The following is a 21,630-nucleotide window of genomic DNA, read 5'->3' on the forward strand; positions in this document are numbered from 1 at the left end:
GCTTAGAAGGCGCGGAACGTGCTCTTCGGGCAGAAGCAGATGGGGCACTTCTCGAAGTCTTCGCCCTTGTGGATGTAACCGCAGATGGGGCACAGGTAGAACGTGTCGTCGTCGGGGACGTCGATGTCGTTGTACGCGGCCAGGTAGCGCTCGGCGTGCACGGACTCGGCCAGCTTGGCGCGGGTGAACACCTGCACAGCCTTGGCGTTGCCCTCTTCCTGAGCCTTCTTGATGAACGCCGGGTACATGTCGGACGTCTCGAAAATCTCGCCCTGGGCACCCATGATCAGGTTCAGGTCGGTCTGCACGCCCTCGGCCTCAGGGGCGGCCGGCTTCTCGAAGTCCGGCTCAACCTCGGCAACAAGCGCGTACTCAAGGCCGATGTGAATCTGCTCAGCGGCGGAAGTGGCCTCGAACAGGCGGGCGATCTGGTCGTAGCCCTGCTCCTTGGCGGCCTTGGCGAAGGCGGCGTACTTGGCTGACGCGCCCGTCTCGCCACTGATGGCGGCCTTCAAGTTCTCAAGCGTGGTGCCAACTTCGCAGGTGCCGAAGCCGTCCATGTTCGTGGTGTTTTCAGCGGTGGGGATCTCGGAACGTACCTTCATGGAGCATTCTCCTTCTCGTCTGACGTTTCCCTGGTTCTCTTATTGAGAATCAATCTCAATAAGCATCATACGCCGTTTCGCGAACCGACGCAAGAGGGTAATCGAAGGGAATTCGCATTGCTCCGCACAACGTCCACAACCGCAATGGGTTGCAGCGGGCTGCCCTTCTGGGGGCGCTCGCGCTACGCCTTATCCACCAGGTCAATCAATTCCTGCTGTGAGTTCACTGATAGTTTACGGTAAATGCGGTAGATGTGCGTGCGTTGTGTGGGGATGTGCCGGGAATCTTTGGCTGATTGAGGCGCCGAGGTTCGTCTTATGTGCTGAGTCCACCGGCTGTTGACTGCGCTTCTGCTTGCGCGTATTCTAAGGTACCATAATTATGGCCCCTTTGGAGGTGTGTGATGACGGTTTGCATTCCCATTAAGGAATTGAAGAATACGGCCGCGTTTGCCAGGACGGTGGAAGAGGCGTCCGAGCCCGTTATTGTGACGCGGAATGGCTACGAGACGTTTGCGGTTATGACCGTTGAGAAGCTTGATGCGCTGAAGCAGGAAGCGGCTCGGGTAAGGCTGTATCGCGATATCGACGAGGCTGAAGACGACTTCGCGTCTGGCCGCGTGGTAGATGGCCATGAGTCTCAGCGTGCGGCGCGCGAGCGTTATGGCCTGTGAGCTGGTATTTTCGCGTTCGGCAGAGCGCGACCGCGACCGCATAGTAGAGTATCTGCTGTACGATGTGAAGAGCCCCCAGGCGGCTGGGCATTTTCTCGATGAGCTGGATGAGGCACTTGATCTGGTGTGTTCTAATCCTGCCTTGTTTGCGGTATCGCGCGAGCCGCGGCTTGCGCGCTTGGGGTACCGGCCGTGCCTGTTCATGAAGCACATCGCGCTCTATAAGCACGAGGACGGGGTGGTGAAGGTGGCGCGTATTTTCCATCAATCACAGGATTACGCGCGGCTGGTGTGAAGCTTCCTTCGACTTCCTTCGTCTGTGGTTCTTTCGATACCAATGAGGTACCTCTGTTGTGTCCTGCGCTCGGGCGAAATGGGGCATAATAGTGGCAAGCAACTGGAGCGAAAGGACGAATATGGAGCACGAAACTGCGTGGAAGAAGTACGATGAGGCCGACCTTGAGGCGCTTGAGCAACTGTCGGCTGAATACATTGACTTCATCAGCGAAAATAAGACTGAGCGTGAGTGCGCGACCACGGCGGTTCGGTTGGCGGAAGAGCACGGCTACGTTGCGCTTGATAGTGCGGTGCGCGAGGGGCGCGCGCTGAAGCCGGGCGACAAGGTATGGGCGCTTTCGCACGGCAAGGCGCTTATTCTGGCGCATCTGGGTTCGGCGCCGCTGGCCGAGGGCCTGAACATTCTGGGCGCGCACATTGATTCGCCGCGCCTCGACATCAAGCAGAACCCGCTGGCTGAGGCGAACGGGCTCGCGCATCTCGACACACATTATTATGGCGGCATCAAAAACTACCAGTGGGTCACGCTGCCACTGGCGCTGCACGGTGTCATTGCGAAAACCGATGGCACGGTAATTGACGTGCAGGTGGGCGACGACCCTAACGACCCGGTATTCTGCGTGACCGACCTGCTCATTCACCTAGCCAGCCAGCAAATGGGCAAGAAGGCCAGCGAAGCGGTTGAGGGCGAGGCGCTGGATATCCTTGTGGGGAATAGGCCGCTGGTTATTGAAGGCGAGGAGTTTGGCGATGACGAAGGGGAAGAGCCCTTCGCTAAGTTGGCGGAGAAGGAGCCGGTGAAGGCGTTTGCGCTTAAGCTTTTGGCTGAGAAGTATGGTATCGAAGAAGAGGACTTTCTTTCCGCTGAGATTGAGGCGGTACCTGCGGGGCGTGCTCGTGACCTGGGCTTCGACCGTAGCATGGTTATTGGCTACGGACAGGATGACCGCGTGTGCGCCTACACCTCGCTCGCGGCACAGCTGGCGCTGAACGAGACGCCGGCCAAGACGGCGGTGTGTGTGCTGGTGGACAAAGAGGAAATTGGTAGCGTGGGTGCCACCGGCATGGCATCGCAGTTTTTCGAGAATACCGTTGCTGAAATCATGGAGTTGGCGGGCGAGGGCGGCCCTTTGTCGCTGCGTCGAGCGCTGGCTGCATCAAGCATGCTGTCCTCCGATGTGTCCGCCGGTTTCGACCCCGCTTACGCGAGCGTGTTTGAGGCGAAGAATAGCGCGTATTTGGGTCGCGGTCTGGTGTTCAACAAATACACGGGCAGCCGCGGAAAGAGTGGCTCCAACGACGCCAGCGCCGAGTACGTGGCGCGTATCCGCCGCATCATGGGCGACGCCGGCGTGTCGTTCCAAACCGCTGAGCTGGGCAAAGTGGATGTGGGTGGCGGCGGAACCATCGCCTATATTCCCGCAAAGTACGGCATGGAGGTCATCGACTCCGGCGTTGCTGTCCTCTCGATGCACGCCCCCTGGGAAGTCACGAGCAAAGCCGACATCTACGAAGCCTACAAAGGCTACGAAGCCTTTTTGAAGAACGCATAAGTTTTACGAGAGCGCCCCGGGGGGTTGAACCAACCCCCCGGGGCGTAAAAGTGTGACGCGCTTCGCGCTAACGAATACACTAAGAGATGGTTGCCCTCCCTACCACCATGACGAGGGCTCGCTCATGTACCATTAACCTAACTAAAAAGGTAACCCACGTAGGGGCGCTTCATGAAGCGCCCTCTCCGCCGAAGGCGGAGAATACAGCCATGACCGGCGTTTTCGCGCTTACGCGCGAGTGGCGCATCTCTAAAAGGACTAGGCGTGCGCCCCGTCGCCGCGTACGTCGCTACGGAGGTTATACCTCTTGTAAGTTAACGTCCACAAGCCAGTCAGCCCGCGTCGTAAGGCAAGGAATGCGAGAAAACTCGTGGCGCACTAGCCAGCGCGATAGCGCGTCACACTTTTGTCAACCTGGCGGGCGTGAAATTTTGTTGCAGCTCTAGGCAAATAGTGTATGATAAGACGGACATTAACTTTAATAACGTTCGATATATCGAACAGTAAGGTTCTTCATGAAACGACCGGTACCCGCTCAAAGCAGGCTCGCTGCAAAACGCATCGGCGAGAACATTGCCACCTGGCGCAAGCTTGTCGGCATGACGGCCGAAGAACTTGCGGCTAAAGCGGCCGTGTCGCGCGGCACCATCTCGCGGCTTGAAAGCGGCGACCCAACGGTCAGTTTCGCCACTATTTTGAACGTGTGCCGATCCCTCGACATTCTCGACCGAGTAGTTGACGCCACCGACCCCTACGAAACCGACCTCGGCCGCGCCCGCTCCGACCAAAAACTCCCCCAACGCGTAAGAAGGCCCTCGTGAAATCTCCGGTTGATATCTATCTCGATGCCACGGTTCCGCAAAAGGTAGGTACCGCGCACTTCAATTTGCGTCGAGGACGTCTTTCGACCATGTTTTCCTATGACGCCGCCTACTTAGCTAGCGGGAGTTCTTTTGCGATTGATCCCCACTTACCGTTGGTAGCCCAAGCGCACTATTGCGACGGGATGCCTGGGGCGTTTCGCGATTCATCCCCAGACCGATGGGGGCGAAATCTAATTGCGAAGCAACAACGCGAGGAAGCCGGACGGCCTGGTGAGCCGCTTCGAACTTTAGATGAAGTCGACTATCTGCTGGGTGTGCTCGACCGCACAAGACAAGGGGCTTTGCGATTTTCGCTCTCAGGCGAAACGTCGTTCCTGTCGGCGTCATCCGCTATTCCCCCCATCATTCAACTGCCGGAGTTGCTTGAGGCAAGCGCTACTATTGCACGTGAGCAAGAAGGGCGAACGGAACTCAAAATGCTGCTCGATGCGGGATCGGGTTCGCTTGGCGGCGCGCGCCCAAAGGCTTCTGTTGTCGAAGGGGATCGGTTGATGCTTGCCAAGTTTTCTCATCCTGGTGACGAATGGGATGTTATGGCTTGGGAAAAAACGGCCCTTGATCTGGCTCAAGCGGCGGGAATTGTGGTTCCAGCAACTCGGCTTGTGCCCATCGGCGACCAAAAAGCCCTCGTGATTGAACGGTTCGATCGTGCAGGTTCACGTATTGATGGCGCGCGTTTGCCATATCTGAGTGCCATGAGTCTCCTTGGAGCCCGCGATGGGGAAGTGCGCGACTATGCCGAAGTTGCCGAGGCGCTTGTGCCGTTTGTGGGTGATGTCGAAAAGGGGCTCGAAGAGCTTTTCAAGCGCATAGCCTTTTCCATCGCCATTCACAACGTCGATGACCATCTGAGAAACATTGGCTTTATCCGCATGCAAAGTGGCTGGACGCTGGCGCCGCTTTTTGACGTGAACCCCGATCCCCATAAGGATGCTTCACGTTCGACGACCATCATGGGTGAGGCAGGCCGCGATGAGGTGGAGGGTCTCAAAGCGATGCTTTCCGATTTCGGATTAGACCTCAATCGTGCCAGCCAGTTAATAGAAATCGTACTTGCTGCTATAGGGCGTTGGCAGTCTTTTGCGCGACGCAATGGTTGTCGTGATGCCGAAATGCGTCTTTTTGCTCCCGTGTTTCAAGATCGGGCGCGCGCGTTAAAAGAGGCGTTCGTGCGATAACCCAGAAAGCGCGGGACTGAGTCTGTATCTGTGGGGCGTGGCGGGGGCTTGTTTGGGTGTTCGGGTTTTTGACGGGGTAACGTTTCGTGCTTGTGGGTTTTCCGGTACACTGCTCGCATTTGATTACGCGCGCTCGCGGCTTGGCTGCTGGGCGCTTACTTATAAGCGAGGCAGAATGGTTCGGGAGAAGTTTGGGTCTCGGTTGGGGTTCATCCTGATCAGTGCTGGGTGCGCTATTGGGCTGGGGAACGTGTGGCGCTTTCCCTATATTGCGGGGCAGTATGGTGGCGCGGCGTTTGTGCTCATGTACCTGGGGTTTTTAGTGGTGTTCGCGCTGCCTATTCTGGTGATGGAATTTGCCGTGGGGCGCGCGAGCCAAAAGGGTGTCGCGCGCAGCTTTGACGCGCTGGAGCCGGCGGGTTCGAAGTGGCACCGTTTCAAGTGGGTGGCGCTTGCGGGAAACTACCTGCTCATGATGTTCTACACCACAGTAGCCGGGTGGATGCTGGCCTTCATGGTGATGAGCGCCACCGGTACGTTCGAGGGGCTTGACGCGGGTGGCGTGGGTGACGTGTTCAACGGCATGCTGGCCAACCCGCTGGAGATGACCTCGTATATGCTGGTCACGGTGGCCATCGGCGTGATGGTGACGCGCGCGGGTCTGCGCAACGGTGTGGAGCGTGTGACGAAGGTGATGATGGGCGCGCTGTTCGCCGTGCTGGCTGTGCTGGTGGTGCGCGCGGTCACGCTGCCGGGCGCGGGGGAGGGCCTCGCGTTTTACCTGATGCCCGACTTCGACAAACTGTTCGCAAGCGGCTGGGGCACGTTTGCCGATGCGGTGTTTGCGGCCATGGGGCAGGCGTTTTTCACGGTGTCCGTGGGTGTGGGGTCTATGTCCATCTTCGGCAGCTACATCGACAAGCGCTACCGGCTCACGGGCGAGGCCGTGCGCATCGCGGGACTCGACACGGTGGTGGCGCTTATGGCGGGCCTCATCATCTTCCCGGCGTGCTTCGCGTTTGGTGTGGAACCGGGCAGCGGGCCGGGGCTTGTGTTCGTTACGCTGCCGAGCGTGTTTGCGCAGATGCCGTTTGGCCAGGTGTGGGGCACGCTGTTCTTCCTGTTCATGAGCTTTGCGGCACTGTCTACCGTGGTGGCGGTGTTCGAGAACATTATGAGCTTTGGCATGGATGAGTGGGGCTGGTCGCGCCACAAGTCGTGCCTGGTGAACGGCCTGGCGCTGGCCGCGCTGTCCATGCCGTGCGTGCTGGGGTTCAACCTGTGGGCGGGCGTAGAGGTGCCGGGCATCGGCAACATCCAAGCCATTGAGGACTTCCTCATGTCGAACAACGTGCTGCCGCTGGGCGCGCTGGTGTTTTTGCTGTTCTGCACCACGAAGCGCGGCTGGGGCTGGGACGCGTTCGTGCGCGAAGCCGACACCGGCGAGGGCCTCCGCTTCCCCCGCTGGGCCCGTGGCTACGTCCGCTTCGCCCTGCCCGTGCTGATCCTGACCGTGTTCGTGGCCGGCTACGTCCCCATCATCCAAGTATGGCTGGGCTGGGGGTAGGAACACAGCGGGACAATGCCGTACGGACTGCCGCCAATGGCGTCGAGCACGGTGCCCGAAGCAGAACGAATTCACTTTGCCATGTCAAAACCCTATCACATATGGCAGGGTTTTGACATGAAGCTGACTACCTTCTTGCCCCTACATTTCGCGCTGTAGGCGGGCTATGTAGATGGCGTAGGTTACGAAGGTGACTACCTCGATGCCGATGATAACCAGCATCGCGGTGAGTGACACCTGGTCAAGTACATAAAGTACCAGCGCTACAAGCGGCATGAATACGCTCATGAACGTGAATGCTTTGCGGGCGGCAAGATTGCCGATGGCTTGGTTGCGCTCGTCGGCCTGCTCGATTGCCTCCTGCGGCGTGGTTTTGTGCGTGAGCGCGGCGACGCTGCAGATGAACAGCGCGAATGCGCAGCCCGCAAAGCCCCAGACCGCCTTTGCTGCGGTGGGTACAAGAGTTGCGACACCTCCCACGTTAAAGGCAAGCGCAAGCGTTATAAGGGTAAGCACCACGGCAATTGCCAGGGTGATAAGACCGGCTTTCCGGTTGGTGGTTTCGGGGTTATTCATGATCGTCCTCTCGGTAAATAAACACGTCTTCGATTTGCAGGTCGAAGTGCCGCGCAATCTTGAATGCCAGCAGGATGGAGGGGTTGTAGCGCCCCTTCTCAAGTGAGCTGATGGTTTGACGCGACACACCCAGCTCCTGCGCGAGGTCTTCCTGCTTGATGCCGCGCTCGTGGCGCAGTTCCTCCAAGCGGTTCTCCATGGGCTTCCTCTCCTTCTGCTGCGCAGCACTCAGTTAATGTAAAGTTAACTTTCCATACAGCATACACGCTTTCAGTGCGAATGTAAAGCAAACTTTCCATTCGCTTACCAACGGATATTTCTCCATATTCCGCAGCGTTCTTCTCGCGCCCGCCGTTGCCGTGGCTATAATAGCGGGTAACACCTAAGCAACGAATGCGTGACGGGCTGGCCGCCTGCCGCATTCGCGCCGCACCCACCCGCGCTGACCGCGCCTATCGCAGATGGAGGAGTTCATGGCCTACTATTTCGATGAACCGTCCCGTACGTTCAACGAGTACCTGCTTGTCCCCGGGCTCACGCCGGCAACGTGTGTGCCCGCGGCCGTGAGCCTGAAAACGCCACTGGTGAAGTACCGCAAGGGCCAGGAAGAATGCCCGCTCACGCTGAACATTCCCATGGTGTCGGCCATCATGACCGCCGTGTCTGACGACCACATGGCCGTGGCGCTGGCCACCGAGGGCGGTCTGTCGTTCATCTACGGCAACCAGTCCATCGAAGACGAGGCCGCTATGGTCGCGCGCGTGAAGGACTACAAGGCCGGCTTCGTTACCTCCGACGCGAACCTGTCGCCCGACATGACGCTGGCCGACGTGGTGGCGCTGAAGGAAGAACTTGGCCACTCTACCATGCCTGTCACCGACGACGGCTCCGCGCACGGCAAGCTGCTGGGCATCGTCACCGGACGCGATTACCGCCTGTCGCGCATGTCGATGGACGAGAAGGTGGTCGACTTCATGACGCCGCGCGACAAGATGATTGTGGCGCCGGCCGACACCACGCTGAAAGTGGCCAATGACATCATCTGGGATAACAAGCTGAACTCGCTGCCCATCGTGGACGATGACGACCACCTGGTGGCCGTGGTATTCCGCAAGGACTACGACTCGCACAAATCTAACCCCAACGAGATGCTGGACGATCATAAGCGCTACATGGTGGGCGCGGGCATCAACTCCCGCGATTACGCCGAGCGCGTGCCGGCGCTGGTGGAAGCCGGTGCGGACGTGGTGTGCATCGACAGTTCCGAGGGCTTCTCCGACTGGCAGAAGATGACCATCGACTGGGTGCGCGAGCACTACGGCGACGCGGTGAAGATTGGTGCCGGCAACGTGGTTGATGCCGACGGCTTCCGCTTCTTGGCCGAGGCGGGCGCGGACTTCGTGAAGGTAGGCATCGGCGGCGGCTCCATCTGCATCACGCGCGAGACGAAGGGTATCGGCCGCGGCCAGGCCACGGCGGTCATCGAGGTGGCGAAGGCGCGCGACGAATACTTCAAGGAGACGGGTGTGTACGTGCCCATCTGCTCCGACGGCGGTATTGTGTACGACCACCACATCTCGCTTGCGCTGGCCATGGGCTCCGACTTCGTCATGCTGGGCCGCTATTTTGCTCGCTTCGACGAAAGTCCGTCGAACAAGGTCATGGTGAACGGCACCTACATGAAGGAATACTGGGGCGAAGGCTCGGCCCGCGCGCGCAACTGGCAGCGTTACGACCTGGGCGGCAAGAAGAAGTCGCTCACGTTTGAGGAAGGCGTGGACTCGTACGTGCCCTACGCCGGCCCGCTCAAGGACAACATCGACGTCACGTTGCTGAAGCTGAAGTCCACCATGTGCAACTGCGGCGCTCTCACCATCCCCGAGTTCCAAGAGAAGGCAAAGCTAACGCTGGTCAGTTCCACGTCCATCGTAGAAGGTGGCGCCCACGACGTGTTGCTGAAGGACAAAACGCCGTATGTGAGCAACACGATTCACTAGGCAAGTTTGGCACCGCGCGTCGTGCCGCGCAATAGTGCCACTCCAAACAGCCCGCCCGCGCCCTCCGCGCCGGTGGGCTGTTTTTGTGTCACTTTGTCATTCTGAGGCCGAGGGACTATGCTCGCGGTATTCGCTAGGATCACAACCTTTGTCAGTGTGCCTCTACGGTGGGGTTGGCGCCGATGACGGCGTGGAGTTCGTCGATGAAGCGCAGTAACAGGTCGCTGGGGCGGCGTTCGTTGTGCATGAGGTAGCCTACTTGCATGGTTTCGCCGCTGGCTAGCGGGATGCTGGCGATGCCGGAGTGCATTTCGGCAGACAGCACGCCGGTTGAAATAGTGTAGCCGTTGTGGCTGGTAAGTAGGTTGGTAAGGGTACCGCGATCCGAGATGCGGATGTTGCGCTTATGGGGTAGGTGTGCAAGCGGCTCTTCGGAATAGTAGAACGAGTTTGTTGTACCTTGCTCGAACGAGTAGCGCGGGTAGGGCTCCAGGTCTTCCGGGCGCAGCTCCTTGGCGCCGGCCAGCGGATGGTGTTCGCCCACGAACACGTGCACGCGTGCGTCGAACAGGGGAAAGTACGCCACGTCGGCATCGTCGAACGCCTTCTGCAGCACGCGCCGGTTGAAGTCGTCGGTGTAGAGGATGCCCACCTCGCTGCGGAAGGTGCGCACGTCGTCGATGATTTCGGCCGTGGTGGCCTCGCGCAGGATGAACTCGTATTCGTCGCCTTCGCACGCTTCCACCACGTTCACGAATGCCTGTACGCTAAACGCGTAGTGCTGCGTGGACACGGCCAGCCGCAGGTGGGTGGAACCCTTGTCGGCGTAGCGTTCCTCCAGCATAGCGGCCTGTTCAATCACCTGGCGCGCGTAGCCCAGAAGTTCCGTGCCGTCGTTTGTGAGCGTGACGCCGCGGTTGCTGCGCGTGAACACGGTAATGCCCAGCTCCTGCTCAAGTTCCTTGATGGCCGTGGACAGGTTGGATTGCGACGCATACAAATTCTGCGCCGCCGCATTGATAGAGCCATATTCCGCAATAGCAATAAGGTAACGCAACTGCTGGAGAGTCATGGGGGCCTTTCGTCGAACGACTGCTTCACGTGAAGCCTTGCACGCTCATGTTCACGAAGTAATTGTACCCAGCTATCGGTATGAGCGATAGCAAACCATCAAAACATCGAATGACGGTTTTGGTTGTGTTTGGGGGCGGTTCGTGGTTTCATGCAATACGCTGCTTTTTACGTGAGAAAGCCCTGATGGCGAACAAGTGTTTCACGTGAAACATTCGAATGGTGGAACATTCGAAAGCCTAACTCGGCAGGGCTGGCGCGCGGCAGGCAGCAACCAGAATCGCACACGAACAAGGAGCAACCATGGCGAAGGACATCCCCTACGATCAGAAATACTATGATCCGGAGATCGAATGTATGCCGCGGCCGGAGCTTGAGGCGCTGCAACTTGAGCGCCTGCGCGCCATGGTCGCCTACGCATACGACAACACGGTGTACTACAAGCGCGCGTTTGACCAGGCTGGCGTCAAGCCGAGCGACCTGCAGAAGCTCGCCGACATCGCGAAATTCCCCTTCTGCGACAAGAAGACGGAGCGCGAAACGCAGCATGTGGGCAGCTTCTTCGGCGAGATGTGCTCCGTACCCGAGGAAGAGGTCATCTTCATGGCCACGTCGTCGGGTTCGACCGGCGTTCCCACGGTGAGCCCCTTCACGCAGGAAGACTTCGACCTGTGGCAGGACACCGAGGCGCGCCTGTTTTGGCAGGCCGGCATGCGCCCGAACGACCGCTACGTGCATGGCCTGAACTTCGCGCTGTACGTGGGCGGACCGGACGTCATCGGCGCGCAGCGTTTGGGGGCGCTCGCCATCTGGGTGGGCGCTGTGCCGTCCGACCGTCTGCTGTTCGTGCTCAAACAGTACCAGCCCACAGTCATTTGGACGTCGCCGTCCTACGCGTGGCACCTGGGCGAGATTGCCAAGGAGAAAGGCTTCGATCCGAGGAACGACTTCAACATCCACACCATCATCGTGGCTGGTGAAGCGGGCGGTTCCATCACGTCGACGCGCGAGGCCATCGAGAACCTGTGGGGCGCGAAGGTGGTGGACTTCTACGGGCTGTCCGACATCTACGGCGCCTGCGCCGCCGCCTGCGAAGCGCACGACGGCCTGCATATCGTGGAGGACCAGATCCTCGTGGAGACGGTGGATCCCACCACGGGCGAGGTGCTGGCTCCCGGCGAGACGGGCGAGCTGGTGTACACGACGTTGATGAAAAAGGCGCGTCCGATGATTCGCTTCCGCACGGGCGACATTGGCTACGTAAGCACCGACACCTGCGAATGTGGCCGCACGCTGGCGCGCATCCACGTGACTGGGCGCAAGGACGAGATGTTCATTGTGGGCGCCGTCAACGTATTCCCGAGCGACATCGAGTATGTGGTGCGCGGCCTGGACGGCCTCACCGGCGAATACTCCATCCGCGTGTACGAGAAGAATTTCACCTGCAAGTACGAGGTGTCCGTCGAGCGCTCGCTCGGCAGCGACGAGCCTTACGACGAGGTGGCGAAGCGCACCGAAGCCGCGCTCAAGGCGCACACCGGCGTGCGCCCGGCCAAGGTAATCGTGTATGATGCAGGCAAACTAGGCACGTCGTCCGAGCACAAGGCGTCGCGCTTCATCGACGAACGCGGATGCACCACGCGCTAGGGAAGGAACCACCTATGACCATTGAAACTACCTTCGCCGTTTCTGGGCAGCATTACCTGTTTAATGTGCAGACGTTCGCGCACACGGTGCTCGCGCTGGGTGGCGACTCGTATGCCTATGCGCTGCGCGACCGCACGACGCAGGGCGTCATCGACGACGTTGCAAGCGGGAAGAGCCAGCTCGGCGTGCTGTTTGAGACCTCGGCCACGGCTGACGAGGTGAACGCGGCGCTTGATGCGGCGGGTCTTGAGTTCGTGGAGCTTATCCGCTCGGCTCCGCGCGTTGCGCTGCCGAAGAGCCATCCCATGGTGAATGCGGAAAGCCTCTCGCTTGAGGACATGGAGGATTTCCCGTACCTCTATTTCGAGCAGGACGAAGACTCGCCCGTGGCTTTTGCCGAGGAGGCGCTGGCTGGCGTGCCGCGTGCCAAGTCCATCGCGTGCACCGACCGTGCGTCCTTGAGCGAACTCATCGTGGCGCTCAACGGCTACACGGTAACGAGCGGCATCCTGGTTGGCATCTCCGACGGTGCCGGCCTGAACACCGTCCCCCTACGCACCGACGTCCAACTGCGCCTCGGCTACGTCGTCCGCAAGGGTGAAGAACTTGGCGAAGTCGCCCAGCGCTTCGTGGACACCCTCAAGAAAAACCTCGAACGCTACGCCCGCTTCTAAGGCACTCTTCTCAACCAACCGCACAATCAAAACTGGCAAGGGAACCCCACCACCCTTGCCAGTTTTTTGTTCACTCAAATGAACAAACCCCCCAGAAGCTTATTTTTGTCCATTCAAATTGACAAAAACATCCAAAACATGTAATTTGTCAATTGTAATGAACAAAAACGGAGGCCTCATGATCAACCGACCGCTCTATCTCGACAGAATTCGCCCCTTCATTGGCAAACCCATTATTAAAGTAGTGACAGGGGTTCGTCGGTCCGGCAAGTCGACGCTGCTAAGGCTCGTACAAGCTGAGCTTAAAAACAAGGGTGTCTCCGACGATCTCATGCTCGATATCAACCTTGAAGCGTACTCAAATCGCGAATTCAAAAACCCCGATGCGCTTCACGCATATATCGCGGAGTGGATTGGGGAAACGGGCGGCTCCGAAGAGCTTCATTATCTATTCCTCGACGAAATACAAGAGGTCGAGGCCTGGGAAAAGCTGATCCCCGGGCTACAGGTAGAATTCAACATTGATGTTTATTTAACCGGGTCAAACGCACATTTTCTTTCAAGCGAATTCGCGACCTATCTCAGTGGACGCTACGTCGAATTCGAGGTGTTCCCATTCTCGTTTTCCGAGTTCATGCGCCTGCGCGCAGAAGATGGCTGCGTGCAAACTCCAGACGAGGCGTTCGACGTATATCGCGTTCTTGGCGGCTTCCCGTTTTTGGCCTATCTCGACTACGAGCAGGATCCTTGTAGGGAATACCTGCTCAGCATTTACGATACCGTGGTTCTCAAGGATATGATTGAGCGCGAAAGCATCAAGGATTCGGCGCTGTTGGGCGAGTTGCTGCCGTTTCTGATTGCCAACATTGGGCATACGTTCAGTGGTCGCAGTGTCGAGCGCATGCTTGAGGGCGAGAATATTTCCATTTCGATTGGCTCAGTTCTCAAGTATATCCAGGTGGCGTGCGATGCGAATCTCCTGTACCGTGCGCCACGCGTTGATGTGATGAGCAAGAAGGTGTTCAAAAATCAAGAAAAATATTATCTTGCAGATCATGGAATCCGTGAAGCGGTGTACGGTAATAACGATCGCAACATTGACCAAGTTCTCGAAAATATCGTGTTTGTCGAACTCATTCGCTATGGATGGAAGGTGTCCGTGGGCGATAAGCCCATCGAGCCTTCCAAGAATGGTTCCGCGTCGAAAGAGATAGATTTCGTTGCCACGAAGGGTTCCCGTAAGCTGTTCATTCAGGTGTGCTACTTGCTTGCCGAAGAGTCCACTATCGCGCGTGAATTTGCGCCGCTTGAGGATCTGCGCAGCGACTTTCCAAAATACGTGCTGTCAATGGACAAGGTCGACCGTAGCCAGAATGGCATTATTCATAAGGATATTCGCACCTTTTTGTTTGAAGCGGACGAGCTACTGAAGTAGCGCGGCGGGCAAAGCAGCGCGAAGCGCCGCGCTCACCTACCGGCTCTCGGGGAGGTCGTCTTCTTCCCAGGGGGTTTGGATGGGGGCGCTGTGTTTGCCGGAGTGGGGGGCCTCGTGGGTGCCCCATTTGGCGTGTACTTGGGCGCGGCGTTCGCGTTCGGCGCGGGCTTCGCTCGGGCGCAGGTGACGACCAACGCCGGGCTCGGCTGCGGCGGCAACTTCGGCCTTATCCTGTCGCGCCAACTCTATGCGAATGCGAGCGTATTCCCAGATCAGCAGCACAAGCAGAATGCACATCACAATGAGGTAGCCAATGACCGCGCCCGGCAGCCCGGTGAAGTTCACCAGCAGAATGGGCACAAACAGCGCGAACCCAAACGTAATAATGTAGAGCGTGGTCACGGCCTTCTGGCGCCGCAGTACGGTGATGACTTGGTACAAGAAGTCGATTGCCGCCGTCACGCCACCGGCCGCCAGCATGATGTAGCACAGCCCGCGGAATTGCTCGAAGTCCACGCCGTACAAGAAGCCCATCACGGGAATGCCAATCCACGCCATCATGAGCGCGGTCGCGGCGGTCACTCCCACAACCACCAGCATAATCACAACGATGATCAGGTCAAACCGCTTGCGTTTCTCCGGGTCGGCCCACACGTTCGCCATCTTCACCAAAAGCGGCTTGTAAATGAACCCGACCGTCAGCAGAATGCCCTGCGCCGGGAAATACAGCGCGTTGAAGTACAGCTGGTTGTCGTACGAGAGCACACCCTCCATGACGAACTTCGGCATGTTATCAATGAACGCGTACAAAAACAGCGCGATGAACAGGGGAAAGCACTGGCGGAACAACCCACCCACGCTGCCTGCGCTCCAGCGGCGAGACTTCGGCGTCTCAAAAAGCGATAACGGAAACGTCAGTAGCACAAACGACGCGGCCGCCGCTGTGGCCATGGCGATGCACGCAACCGACAGGTTCCGCGTGATCAGTAGCACCAGCGAAAACACCACCAGCACCAGCACCGAGCGGAACGCCTGCGAGATGCCCGCCAGGTACAACTTGTCCTTCTGTTGGAGGCGTCCCTCGTACACGTCGGCCAAGCCGTCTATCATCTTGTACAGATACACGCCCAAACTGATGGTGAACATGTCGGTTTCGTACCCGCGCACGAGGCAATACCCCACGCCCACCAGCACCATAATGGCGCAGGTGATCCAGCGGTTCATCTGGTAATCCGAGAACGAATGCGCCTCGTCCACGTCCGACACCTGGAACGTGCGCACGCCGTAGTTCGCCACAATCATCAGCAGCATGCCGGTGACGAACGCCAGCGAGAACATGCCCGCTTGCTCGACACCCACCAGTTGCGTCACCACCACGGTAAGGATGGGGAACACCATGCCCCAGGCAGCGAAGCCGATGGTGTTCCACACGTAGTCGCGCGAGGTGCGGTGCGCGGCGTACTCGGCCTCTTGGCTGGCCAGCGAGCCTTCGGATACGGCTCCCAGCAGGCGGTTCCACCAGCCGTTCACGGTGCGGGTGATGAAGTTGGGCTTGCGGGGTGGCTTTCCGCTGGCGCGTTGCTCGCGTTCGCGTGCGGCGGCACCCAAAAACGGCGTGGTATCGGAAGGCGAGAACGTAGGGGCGCTGGCGGGCGCGTCATCTGCGGATGTATCCGCAGGCCGCGCATGGCGTGCGACGGTGCGCTCCTTCTCAGGTGCGTTCTCGGCCGGGGTGGTGGAGTCCTTCGCAAGGTGTTTCATAGCCCCGATTATAGTTCATCGTTTGCCCGAATGCCGATTTCCATACCAGCATCAAACGCTGTGGAAAACGCCAGGGGGATGCGGCATTGCGTTCGGCGTCGGCGGCGGCGTCTGCGGGCATTTGCCGACGACGGGCGCGGTGCGCCATGTTCGCGAACGGACGAGCGGTATACTGGCGAAACACACTTATTACCAGTGGGAGAATGCTCATGAAAGAAGTTTTGTGGCACGGCCGCGGCGGCCAGGGCGCGTTCACGGCGGCGCGGCTGCTGGGCGCGGCGGCATCGCTTGCCGACGGCCGGCACGCGCTGGCGTTTCCATCGTTTGGCCCCGAGCGGCGCGGCGCGCCCATGCGCGCATTTACGAAGATGTCGGACGCGCCCATCGGCGACCGCAGCGCCGTCGCGCAGGCCGATTACGTGGTGTATCTCGACGACACGCTGCTGGGCGAGGGCTGGGAGTGCGAACTGAAACCCGGCGGCATCGTGCTGGTGAACAGCGTGCGCACGTTCGACGACCCGCGCATCGTGGCGCTGGATGCCGACGGCATCTCGGCCGCCGTGCTGGGCCGCCCCATTCCGAACACCGCCCTGCTTGGCGCCCTGGCCACGCTCTGTGACCAGGTGAATGCCGAGGACGTAAAAGAAGCCATCCGCCAATACATGCCCGAGAAACTGCACGCGAAGAATATCGTCATCATTGATGCAGCGATGGAAGCCGCCGCTTGTCAGCCCCAAAAGAGCGCGCAGCACCCCGGTTGTCATCCTGAGCGGAGCGCGCAGCGCGGAGTCGAAGGATCCCGTGCGGCGACAGCCGTAGCACTTACTGTTGACACCGCGGGGGATCCTTCGACTGCGCACCTTCGGTGCTCCGCTCAGGATGACAGTGGTGCGGCCGCCGGTCGTCCCGCGCACATTCCCACGTTGCGTTCAGGAACTCTCGACCCAAGTGCTTTCGCGCACTCTACCTGCTTTGAGGCGGGTTACCTTGTGGCGAAGAACGCAGGCTGGCGCAACAAGCGCCCCGTTATTGACTCGGCTGCGTGCACCGGGTGCCTTCAGTGCTATATGCATTGCCCAGATGGCACGGTGTATAAGGTTGCCGAACCCGCGCGTGGTGGCGCTCCCGTAGCCATTGATCTGGACTTCTGCAAGGGATGCGGGGTGTGTGCGAAGGTGTGTGCCTTCGGCGCAATCGCCATGGTGCCCGAGCGTGACGAAAGTGAGGCGAGTGCCTAATGAAACGGTTTCTCTCCGGCGACGAAGCGCTTGCTGAGGGTGTGCGACTGGCGCGTCCGCAGGTCATCTCCGCGTATCCCATCACGCCGCAGACGGTGGTTGTTGAGCGCCTGAGCGAAATGGTGGAATCCGGCGAGCTGGCCGCCGAATACGTGCACGTGGAATCCGAGCACTCGGCGCTCTCGTGCGCCATCGGCGCGTCGGCCACGGGCGCGCGCACATTCACGGCCACGTCGAGCCAGGGCCTGCTCTACATGGCCGAGTGCCTCACGTACGCGTCGGGCGGTCGATACCCCATCGTCATGATGAACGCGAACCGCTCCACCGCGCTGCCGTGGAACATCTACGGCGACCAGCGCGACTCGCTGGCGCTGCTCGACCACGGCTGGATTCAGGTGTACGCCGAGAACAACCAAGAAGCGCTTGACCTGGCGTTGATGGCCTACGCGGTGGCCGAGGACGCGCGCGTGCGCACGCCGGTGATGGTGAACCTCGATGGCTTCGCGCTCACGCACACCTACGAGACGGTGGACGTGCCCACGTCCGCGCAGGCCGACGCGTTCCTGCCGCCCTACGACGGCGCAGGCAATCGCTTCGACTTCGAGCACCCCGTGAACATCGGGTTCTCGGCCGGGCCGGAGTACAACCGCTACTTCAAGTACTGGGAGCACCGCGACATGCTGGACGCGCCCGGCGTGATTGACGAAGTGGAGGCGCGCTTCGCCGAGGTGTTCGGCCGTGCGTATCCCGGCATGATTGAATGCGTGAACTGCGAAGATGCCAATGTGGTGCTGGTAACGCTGGGTTCGGCCGCGGGCCTTGTGCGTGGCGTGGTGGCGAAGCTGCGCGAACAGGGCGTGCGTGCCGGCATGCTGCGCATCCGCTACCTGCGCCCCATGCCGAGCGCCCTCATCGCCGAGGCACTGCGCGGCGTGCGTGCGGTCGGCGTGCTGGAAAAGGACATCTCGTTCGGCGCCGAGGGTACCGTGTTCACAAACGTGAACTCCGCCCTCCATCAGGCTGGCGTGACGAGTCCCACCTACAACTTCATAGGCGGCCTCGGCGGCGACGATATCTCAGAAGCCCAGGTCATCGGCATGTTTAAGGTTCTGCTAGACGCTTCTGAAGGCACCATCGACCTCCCCCGCGTAAGCTTCCTCGGCATAGACTCCCCAGTCGATGCCGCCGCCCCCTCTTGTCATCCTGAGCGGAGCGCGCAGCGCGAAGTCGAAGGATCCCGTTCGGCGTCAGCCACCGCCGCCCCGAAGGAGGCGAACTAGCCATGCCAGTGAACGCTAAAACCATCTCCGACGACGAGTTCTTCTTCGGCCACAAAGCCTGCGCGGGTTGCGGCGGATCGCTCGCCGTGCGCGCCGCGCTCAAGGTGCTCGGGCCGAACGCCGTGGCCGCGCTGCCTGCGGGCTGCATGAGCGCTGTCGGGTTCAACTTCCCGCAGCTCGCGTTCGCCAACAACGCCATGATCACGCCTTTTGCGGCTACAGCCAGCGTGCTCACCGGCATTGAGGCCGGCCTGCGCGCGCAGGGCAAAAAGCCCGACGACTGCACGGTGGTGGGCTTCGCTGGCGACGGCGGCACGGCCGACATCGGGCTGCAGGCGCTCTCCGGCGCCATCGACCGCAACGACGACGTGCTCTACATTTGCTACGACAACGAGGCGTACATGAACACGGGCATCCAAAAAAGCTCGCTCACCCCGTTCGGCGCCAAAACCACCACTACGCCGGCTGGCGCGAACGCCCACGGCTGCCTCACACAGAAGAAGAACCTGTTCGAAATCGTGGCCGCGCACGGCATTCCCTACGCTGCCACGGCCAGCGTCGGCTACTTGAACGACTTCATCCGCAAAGTGGAGCGCGCCCGCGACATCCGCGGCACGCGCTACCTTCATGTGATTGCCCCGTGCCCGACTGGCTGGGGCTGCGATGTGGACGAGACGGTGGACATCGCCAAGGACATCGTGGACACGGGCCTGTGGTACTTGGCCGAATACGAGGGCGAGCAGCTGTGCGGCCAGCCCGGCGGCCGGTTCAAGCTCAACCGCAACCCGCGCGAGTTCGCCAGCGTCGAGGCCTACCTGCGCCGCCAAGGCCGCTTCAAGTCTCTCACCAACGAGGAAATAGTCCAGGTAGAAGCCGGCCGCAACGCCACCTGGGAAACCATCCGCCGCACGTGGATTGTGTAAGCATGAACGGCTCTTTCGCCCCCTTTGTCGCGCCGGCACCGATGCTAAGCGTTCCAACGTTGGTGCCGGCGGCAACCGAGCTGGTGGCGAAGAGCCAGCGTGCGCACGTGTACAAATACTGCAGTACGACGGAGCCTTCCAAAGACACCTACTGCATCAAGATACTCCAGGCAGAAGGTGCTTTTCTGAGGCATCAGTTGCATCTACTTGAGCGGATTGCGCGTTTACAGGCTTCGTCGGAGGCTGCTCCGCTTCCTCTTGCGCGCGTGGCGCGTTTTGGGGTGCCGCAGGGGTCGCAGTATCCCAAGCCATCGCAGTTACACCTGGTCACACGCTGGATTGAAGGTGAAACGTTGGCGCAGGTGGCCTCTCGCTGGGCGCGCACTCCGCAGGGCGTGCCGCTGCAAGAAGCCCTTACAATGCTCGCGGCCGTTGCGGATGCCCTCGCCGCCCTCGCGAGCGACAGCGGCCGCCAGCCCCTCATCCACCAAGACATCAAGCTCTCGAACATCGTAGTAACCAACAATGACACCCGGCCGCGCGCCCAGTTCATCGACCTAGATACGGCATTCTTCCTCGGCGACCCGGTGGAAGCCATCCCGTTCGGCTCCTTTGGCTACGCCGCGCCCGAATGCCTCGAACGACGCGAGGGCTGGCCAAGCCCCGCCGCTGATGTGTTCTCGTTTGGCGCAACGGTGCACGAGGTGCTTACGGGCAGTCTGCCTCATCCGTTTGTGTCGAACCCGCGCAACGGCAGACAGTTTTGGCTCACGTACTATCGCCGCACCGACGCGCTTTCCCCATCTGAGAACCTGCCCGCTGACGTGCGCGAATTGCTGGACGCATGTCTTTCGCTTGATCCCCAAATGCGCCCAAGCGTATCTGAGCTAGTGGCACGCATCCGCCAACTAGCAGAACGCCACAACGCCACAGAGCACATTCGCCCCACAAGCCCAAAAAGCGCCCCGCTCCCCACGCCGCTTGAGCCGCCCTGCGCGCCAACACTCGCCTAACCCTAACGTTCCAAGCCCTCACGATCCTTGCTCGTACGTCCCGGCGCGCCGCACGTTCCCACCTCGCAAACCTCGCCGCCTTCACCCCTCCCTGCACCATACGTCAGGGGTCGATTTGCCCAAAATCCTCGTTGATGGGTACATCCAAGTGTTGCGCAATATGTCGATCTTCCCAAGACGAATACCCTAAGAAGACATTTTGGGTATATCAAGCTCAGACGAGCGAAGAGCAAGAGGGTAAGGTGCGCATGACGGCGAACACCGAACGGCTGGGAAGCTTCGACGTCCCCCACGAAGCGCGCGGATGGCACACGGCCTTGTACTATTTCGCCGAGCACATGCGCTCGCTCTCTCATGGCTGCGTTAATCACAAAATTTTGTACTCATATATTGGCATGAACGGCCATTACATCAACCACGACAATCCCACCATCAGGAAGCGCACCGCCGCCGTGCTGTCGCGTCTCATGCACTCGCGGCGCTACGCGGAAGATTTTCGCATAAGCTTTGAGGCCGACCCAGACGTGTTCGACAAGGGCGCTTTGCTGCTGTGTGCGGCGCTCTGTGACAAAAGCGGCTGTGACCCCGCTGAAACGGTGCAGTATTTTCGCACCGACTTGTGGCGCGACGTTGAACAGGGGCTGCGCAACGAACGCGAAGACGGGCGTGCCGAACTCAACCTGGATAGGGCTACAAACGAGATGCGCCTCATGCTGGGATGGAGCGAAATTCAGCCCGTCGAAGCAAGTCGCGAGGTGCTATCGGTGCTGGTCTCAACTTACTTTTACCTGATGACGTTCGGCTGCGTGAACGAACGCTTGGTGCGCTTGCTGGTGGACGCTACGCCCGACGAAGCGCCCGCGCCGGCCAAGCACCCCCCGGCCCGCCTGCGCGAAGAGTGCGCCTGCCTTATCCGCTACGACGAAAAAGCCACCGCCGTGGTGTCGTGGTGGACGGTGGAAGCCACACACCCCCTCGCCATCGGGCGCTACAGCGACAGCGACGTCATCGAGCCGAACCCCTACGTGTCGCGTTCGCATTGCCGCATCAGCTTCCAGAACGGCGCGTGGCTGCTCACCGACGAAGGGTCCACGCACGGCACCTGTGTACTGCGCGCCGGCCAAGTGGCGTTCGACACCGCACGTGACGGACGCGGTCCCTTCCAGCTGGCTCTAAACGACCGCATTGTGCTGGCGAAAACCTCGTTCTACTGGTTCGGCGCGTTCGTGGAGAAAGATCGCCCGGCGCGCTGCTAGC

Annotated in this window: 20 protein-coding genes; 15 read left to right on the forward strand and 5 right to left on the reverse strand. The window is 60.0% G+C overall.

Annotated features, from left to right (window positions below; translation table 11 throughout):
• Positions 1-2: 2 nt before the first annotated feature.
• The gene (gene ngr, locus QNJ86_RS05340) at positions 3-605 is read right to left on the reverse strand and encodes a nigerythrin (protein WP_283831566.1); all 603 of its coding nucleotides are present in this window, start codon (positions 603-605) and stop codon (positions 3-5) included.
• A 404-nt stretch (positions 606-1,009) separates the two neighbouring features.
• On the opposite strand from ngr, the gene QNJ86_RS05345 reads away from it, so the two are divergent.
• From QNJ86_RS05345 to QNJ86_RS05370, 6 genes are all read left to right on the forward strand, one after another.
• Positions 1,010-1,279: a type II toxin-antitoxin system prevent-host-death family antitoxin gene (locus tag QNJ86_RS05345; protein ID WP_283831567.1), complete on the forward strand. Its 270-nt coding sequence runs from the start codon at positions 1,010-1,012 to the stop codon at positions 1,277-1,279.
• Entirely contained in the window at positions 1,239-1,574 is a 336-nt protein-coding gene (locus QNJ86_RS05350) for a type II toxin-antitoxin system RelE/ParE family toxin (protein WP_283831568.1), read from the forward strand. The genes QNJ86_RS05345 and QNJ86_RS05350 overlap by 41 nt, the downstream gene beginning before the upstream one ends.
• A gap of 121 nt (positions 1,575-1,695) precedes the next feature.
• Positions 1,696-3,129: an aminopeptidase gene (locus tag QNJ86_RS05355; RefSeq protein WP_283831569.1), complete on the forward strand. Its 1,434-nt coding sequence runs from the start codon at positions 1,696-1,698 to the stop codon at positions 3,127-3,129.
• Positions 3,130-3,644: 515 nt separating this feature from the next.
• Positions 3,645-3,950: a helix-turn-helix domain-containing protein gene (locus QNJ86_RS05360; protein WP_283831570.1), complete on the forward strand. Its 306-nt coding sequence runs from the start codon at positions 3,645-3,647 to the stop codon at positions 3,948-3,950.
• On the forward strand, positions 3,947-5,191 hold the full coding sequence (locus QNJ86_RS05365; protein WP_283831571.1) for a type II toxin-antitoxin system HipA family toxin: 1,245 nt from the start codon (positions 3,947-3,949) through the stop codon (positions 5,189-5,191). The genes QNJ86_RS05360 and QNJ86_RS05365 overlap by 4 nt, the downstream gene beginning before the upstream one ends.
• Positions 5,192-5,366: 175 nt before the next feature.
• Entirely contained in the window at positions 5,367-6,758 is a 1,392-nt protein-coding gene (locus tag QNJ86_RS05370; protein WP_283831572.1) for a sodium-dependent transporter, read from the forward strand.
• A 141-nt stretch (positions 6,759-6,899) separates the two neighbouring features.
• Here QNJ86_RS05370 and QNJ86_RS05375 read toward each other — a convergent pair whose 3' ends face one another.
• Both QNJ86_RS05375 and QNJ86_RS05380 read right to left on the reverse strand, forming a co-directional pair.
• Positions 6,900-7,334: a hypothetical protein gene (locus tag QNJ86_RS05375; protein ID WP_283831573.1), complete on the reverse strand. Its 435-nt coding sequence runs from the start codon at positions 7,332-7,334 to the stop codon at positions 6,900-6,902.
• Entirely contained in the window at positions 7,327-7,533 is a 207-nt protein-coding gene (locus QNJ86_RS05380; RefSeq protein WP_283831574.1) for a helix-turn-helix transcriptional regulator, read from the reverse strand. The genes QNJ86_RS05375 and QNJ86_RS05380 overlap by 8 nt, the downstream gene beginning before the upstream one ends.
• Positions 7,534-7,807: 274 nt before the next feature.
• On the opposite strand from QNJ86_RS05380, the gene QNJ86_RS05385 reads away from it, so the two are divergent.
• Entirely contained in the window at positions 7,808-9,331 is a 1,524-nt protein-coding gene (locus tag QNJ86_RS05385) for an IMP dehydrogenase (RefSeq protein ID WP_283831575.1), read from the forward strand.
• Positions 9,332-9,482: 151 nt separating this feature from the next.
• On the opposite strand, the gene QNJ86_RS05390 is transcribed toward QNJ86_RS05385, so the two are convergent.
• Positions 9,483-10,403 (reverse strand): LysR family transcriptional regulator, encoded by a 921-nt coding sequence (locus QNJ86_RS05390; protein ID WP_283831576.1) that lies wholly within the window; start codon positions 10,401-10,403, stop codon positions 9,483-9,485.
• 302 nt (positions 10,404-10,705) lie between these two features.
• Between QNJ86_RS05390 and QNJ86_RS05395 the strand changes: the two genes are divergently transcribed.
• The 3 genes from QNJ86_RS05395 to QNJ86_RS05405 all read left to right on the forward strand — a co-directional run bounded on the left by QNJ86_RS05395 (position 10,706) and on the right by QNJ86_RS05405 (position 14,158).
• Complete coding sequence (locus QNJ86_RS05395) at positions 10,706-12,049, forward strand: phenylacetate--CoA ligase family protein (protein ID WP_283831577.1); 1,344 nt, start codon at positions 10,706-10,708, stop codon at positions 12,047-12,049.
• A gap of 14 nt (positions 12,050-12,063) precedes the next feature.
• Positions 12,064-12,723 (forward strand): LysR family transcriptional regulator substrate-binding protein, encoded by a 660-nt coding sequence (locus tag QNJ86_RS05400; RefSeq protein WP_283831578.1) that lies wholly within the window; start codon positions 12,064-12,066, stop codon positions 12,721-12,723.
• 178 nt (positions 12,724-12,901) lie between these two features.
• Entirely contained in the window at positions 12,902-14,158 is a 1,257-nt protein-coding gene (locus tag QNJ86_RS05405) for an ATP-binding protein (RefSeq protein WP_283831579.1), read from the forward strand.
• 36 nt (positions 14,159-14,194) lie between these two features.
• On the opposite strand, the gene QNJ86_RS05410 is transcribed toward QNJ86_RS05405, so the two are convergent.
• Complete coding sequence (locus QNJ86_RS05410) at positions 14,195-15,919, reverse strand: lipopolysaccharide biosynthesis protein (protein WP_283831580.1); 1,725 nt, start codon at positions 15,917-15,919, stop codon at positions 14,195-14,197.
• Positions 15,920-16,128: 209 nt separating this feature from the next.
• Here QNJ86_RS05410 and QNJ86_RS05415 point away from each other — a divergent pair, with 209 nt between their 5' ends.
• From QNJ86_RS05415 to QNJ86_RS05435, 5 genes are all read left to right on the forward strand, one after another.
• Positions 16,129-17,157: a 2-oxoacid:acceptor oxidoreductase family protein gene (locus QNJ86_RS05415; protein ID WP_283831581.1), complete on the forward strand. Its 1,029-nt coding sequence runs from the start codon at positions 16,129-16,131 to the stop codon at positions 17,155-17,157.
• Complete coding sequence (porA, locus tag QNJ86_RS05420) at positions 17,157-18,437, forward strand: pyruvate ferredoxin oxidoreductase (RefSeq protein WP_283831582.1); 1,281 nt, start codon at positions 17,157-17,159, stop codon at positions 18,435-18,437. Before QNJ86_RS05415 ends, porA begins: the two co-directional genes overlap by 1 nt.
• A gap of 2 nt (positions 18,438-18,439) precedes the next feature.
• Complete coding sequence (locus QNJ86_RS05425) at positions 18,440-19,360, forward strand: thiamine pyrophosphate-dependent enzyme (RefSeq protein ID WP_283831583.1); 921 nt, start codon at positions 18,440-18,442, stop codon at positions 19,358-19,360.
• A 41-nt stretch (positions 19,361-19,401) separates the two neighbouring features.
• Positions 19,402-20,373 (forward strand): protein kinase domain-containing protein, encoded by a 972-nt coding sequence (locus QNJ86_RS05430; RefSeq protein WP_283831584.1) that lies wholly within the window; start codon positions 19,402-19,404, stop codon positions 20,371-20,373.
• Between the two features lie 248 nt (positions 20,374-20,621).
• Complete coding sequence (locus QNJ86_RS05435) at positions 20,622-21,629, forward strand: FHA domain-containing protein (RefSeq protein ID WP_283831585.1); 1,008 nt, start codon at positions 20,622-20,624, stop codon at positions 21,627-21,629.
• Position 21,630 lies beyond the last annotated feature (1 nt).

The organism is Gordonibacter faecis (genome assembly GCF_030077735.1).
Taxonomy (GTDB): domain Bacteria; phylum Actinomycetota; class Coriobacteriia; order Coriobacteriales; family Eggerthellaceae; genus Gordonibacter; species Gordonibacter faecis.

Excerpts from the sequence above, each read along its gene's own strand:
- QNJ86_RS05360 (WP_283831570.1), top strand. The coding sequence starts at position 3,645 with ATGAAACGACCGGTACCCGCTCAAAGCAGGCTCGCTGCAAAACGCATC.
- QNJ86_RS05430 (WP_283831584.1), top strand. The coding sequence starts at position 19,402 with ATGCTAAGCGTTCCAACGTTGGTGCCGGCGGCAACCGAGCTGGTGGCG.
- ngr (WP_283831566.1), bottom strand. The coding sequence starts at position 605 with ATGAAGGTACGTTCCGAGATCCCCACCGCTGAAAACACCACGAACATG.
- QNJ86_RS05400 (WP_283831578.1), top strand. The coding sequence starts at position 12,064 with ATGACCATTGAAACTACCTTCGCCGTTTCTGGGCAGCATTACCTGTTT.
- QNJ86_RS05390 (WP_283831576.1), bottom strand. The coding sequence starts at position 10,403 with ATGACTCTCCAGCAGTTGCGTTACCTTATTGCTATTGCGGAATATGGC.
- QNJ86_RS05435 (WP_283831585.1), top strand. The coding sequence starts at position 20,622 with ATGACGGCGAACACCGAACGGCTGGGAAGCTTCGACGTCCCCCACGAA.
- QNJ86_RS05405 (WP_283831579.1), top strand. The coding sequence starts at position 12,902 with ATGATCAACCGACCGCTCTATCTCGACAGAATTCGCCCCTTCATTGGC.
- QNJ86_RS05395 (WP_283831577.1), top strand. The coding sequence starts at position 10,706 with ATGGCGAAGGACATCCCCTACGATCAGAAATACTATGATCCGGAGATC.
- QNJ86_RS05370 (WP_283831572.1), top strand. The coding sequence starts at position 5,367 with ATGGTTCGGGAGAAGTTTGGGTCTCGGTTGGGGTTCATCCTGATCAGT.
- QNJ86_RS05345 (WP_283831567.1), top strand. The coding sequence starts at position 1,010 with ATGACGGTTTGCATTCCCATTAAGGAATTGAAGAATACGGCCGCGTTT.
- QNJ86_RS05415 (WP_283831581.1), top strand. The coding sequence starts at position 16,129 with ATGAAAGAAGTTTTGTGGCACGGCCGCGGCGGCCAGGGCGCGTTCACG.
- QNJ86_RS05410 (WP_283831580.1), bottom strand. The coding sequence starts at position 15,919 with ATGAAACACCTTGCGAAGGACTCCACCACCCCGGCCGAGAACGCACCT.
- QNJ86_RS05350 (WP_283831568.1), top strand. The coding sequence starts at position 1,239 with ATGAGTCTCAGCGTGCGGCGCGCGAGCGTTATGGCCTGTGAGCTGGTA.
- QNJ86_RS05355 (WP_283831569.1), top strand. The coding sequence starts at position 1,696 with ATGGAGCACGAAACTGCGTGGAAGAAGTACGATGAGGCCGACCTTGAG.
- QNJ86_RS05425 (WP_283831583.1), top strand. The coding sequence starts at position 18,440 with ATGCCAGTGAACGCTAAAACCATCTCCGACGACGAGTTCTTCTTCGGC.
- QNJ86_RS05385 (WP_283831575.1), top strand. The coding sequence starts at position 7,808 with ATGGCCTACTATTTCGATGAACCGTCCCGTACGTTCAACGAGTACCTG.
- QNJ86_RS05375 (WP_283831573.1), bottom strand. The coding sequence starts at position 7,334 with ATGAATAACCCCGAAACCACCAACCGGAAAGCCGGTCTTATCACCCTG.
- QNJ86_RS05380 (WP_283831574.1), bottom strand. The coding sequence starts at position 7,533 with ATGGAGAACCGCTTGGAGGAACTGCGCCACGAGCGCGGCATCAAGCAG.
- porA (WP_283831582.1), top strand. The coding sequence starts at position 17,157 with ATGAAACGGTTTCTCTCCGGCGACGAAGCGCTTGCTGAGGGTGTGCGA.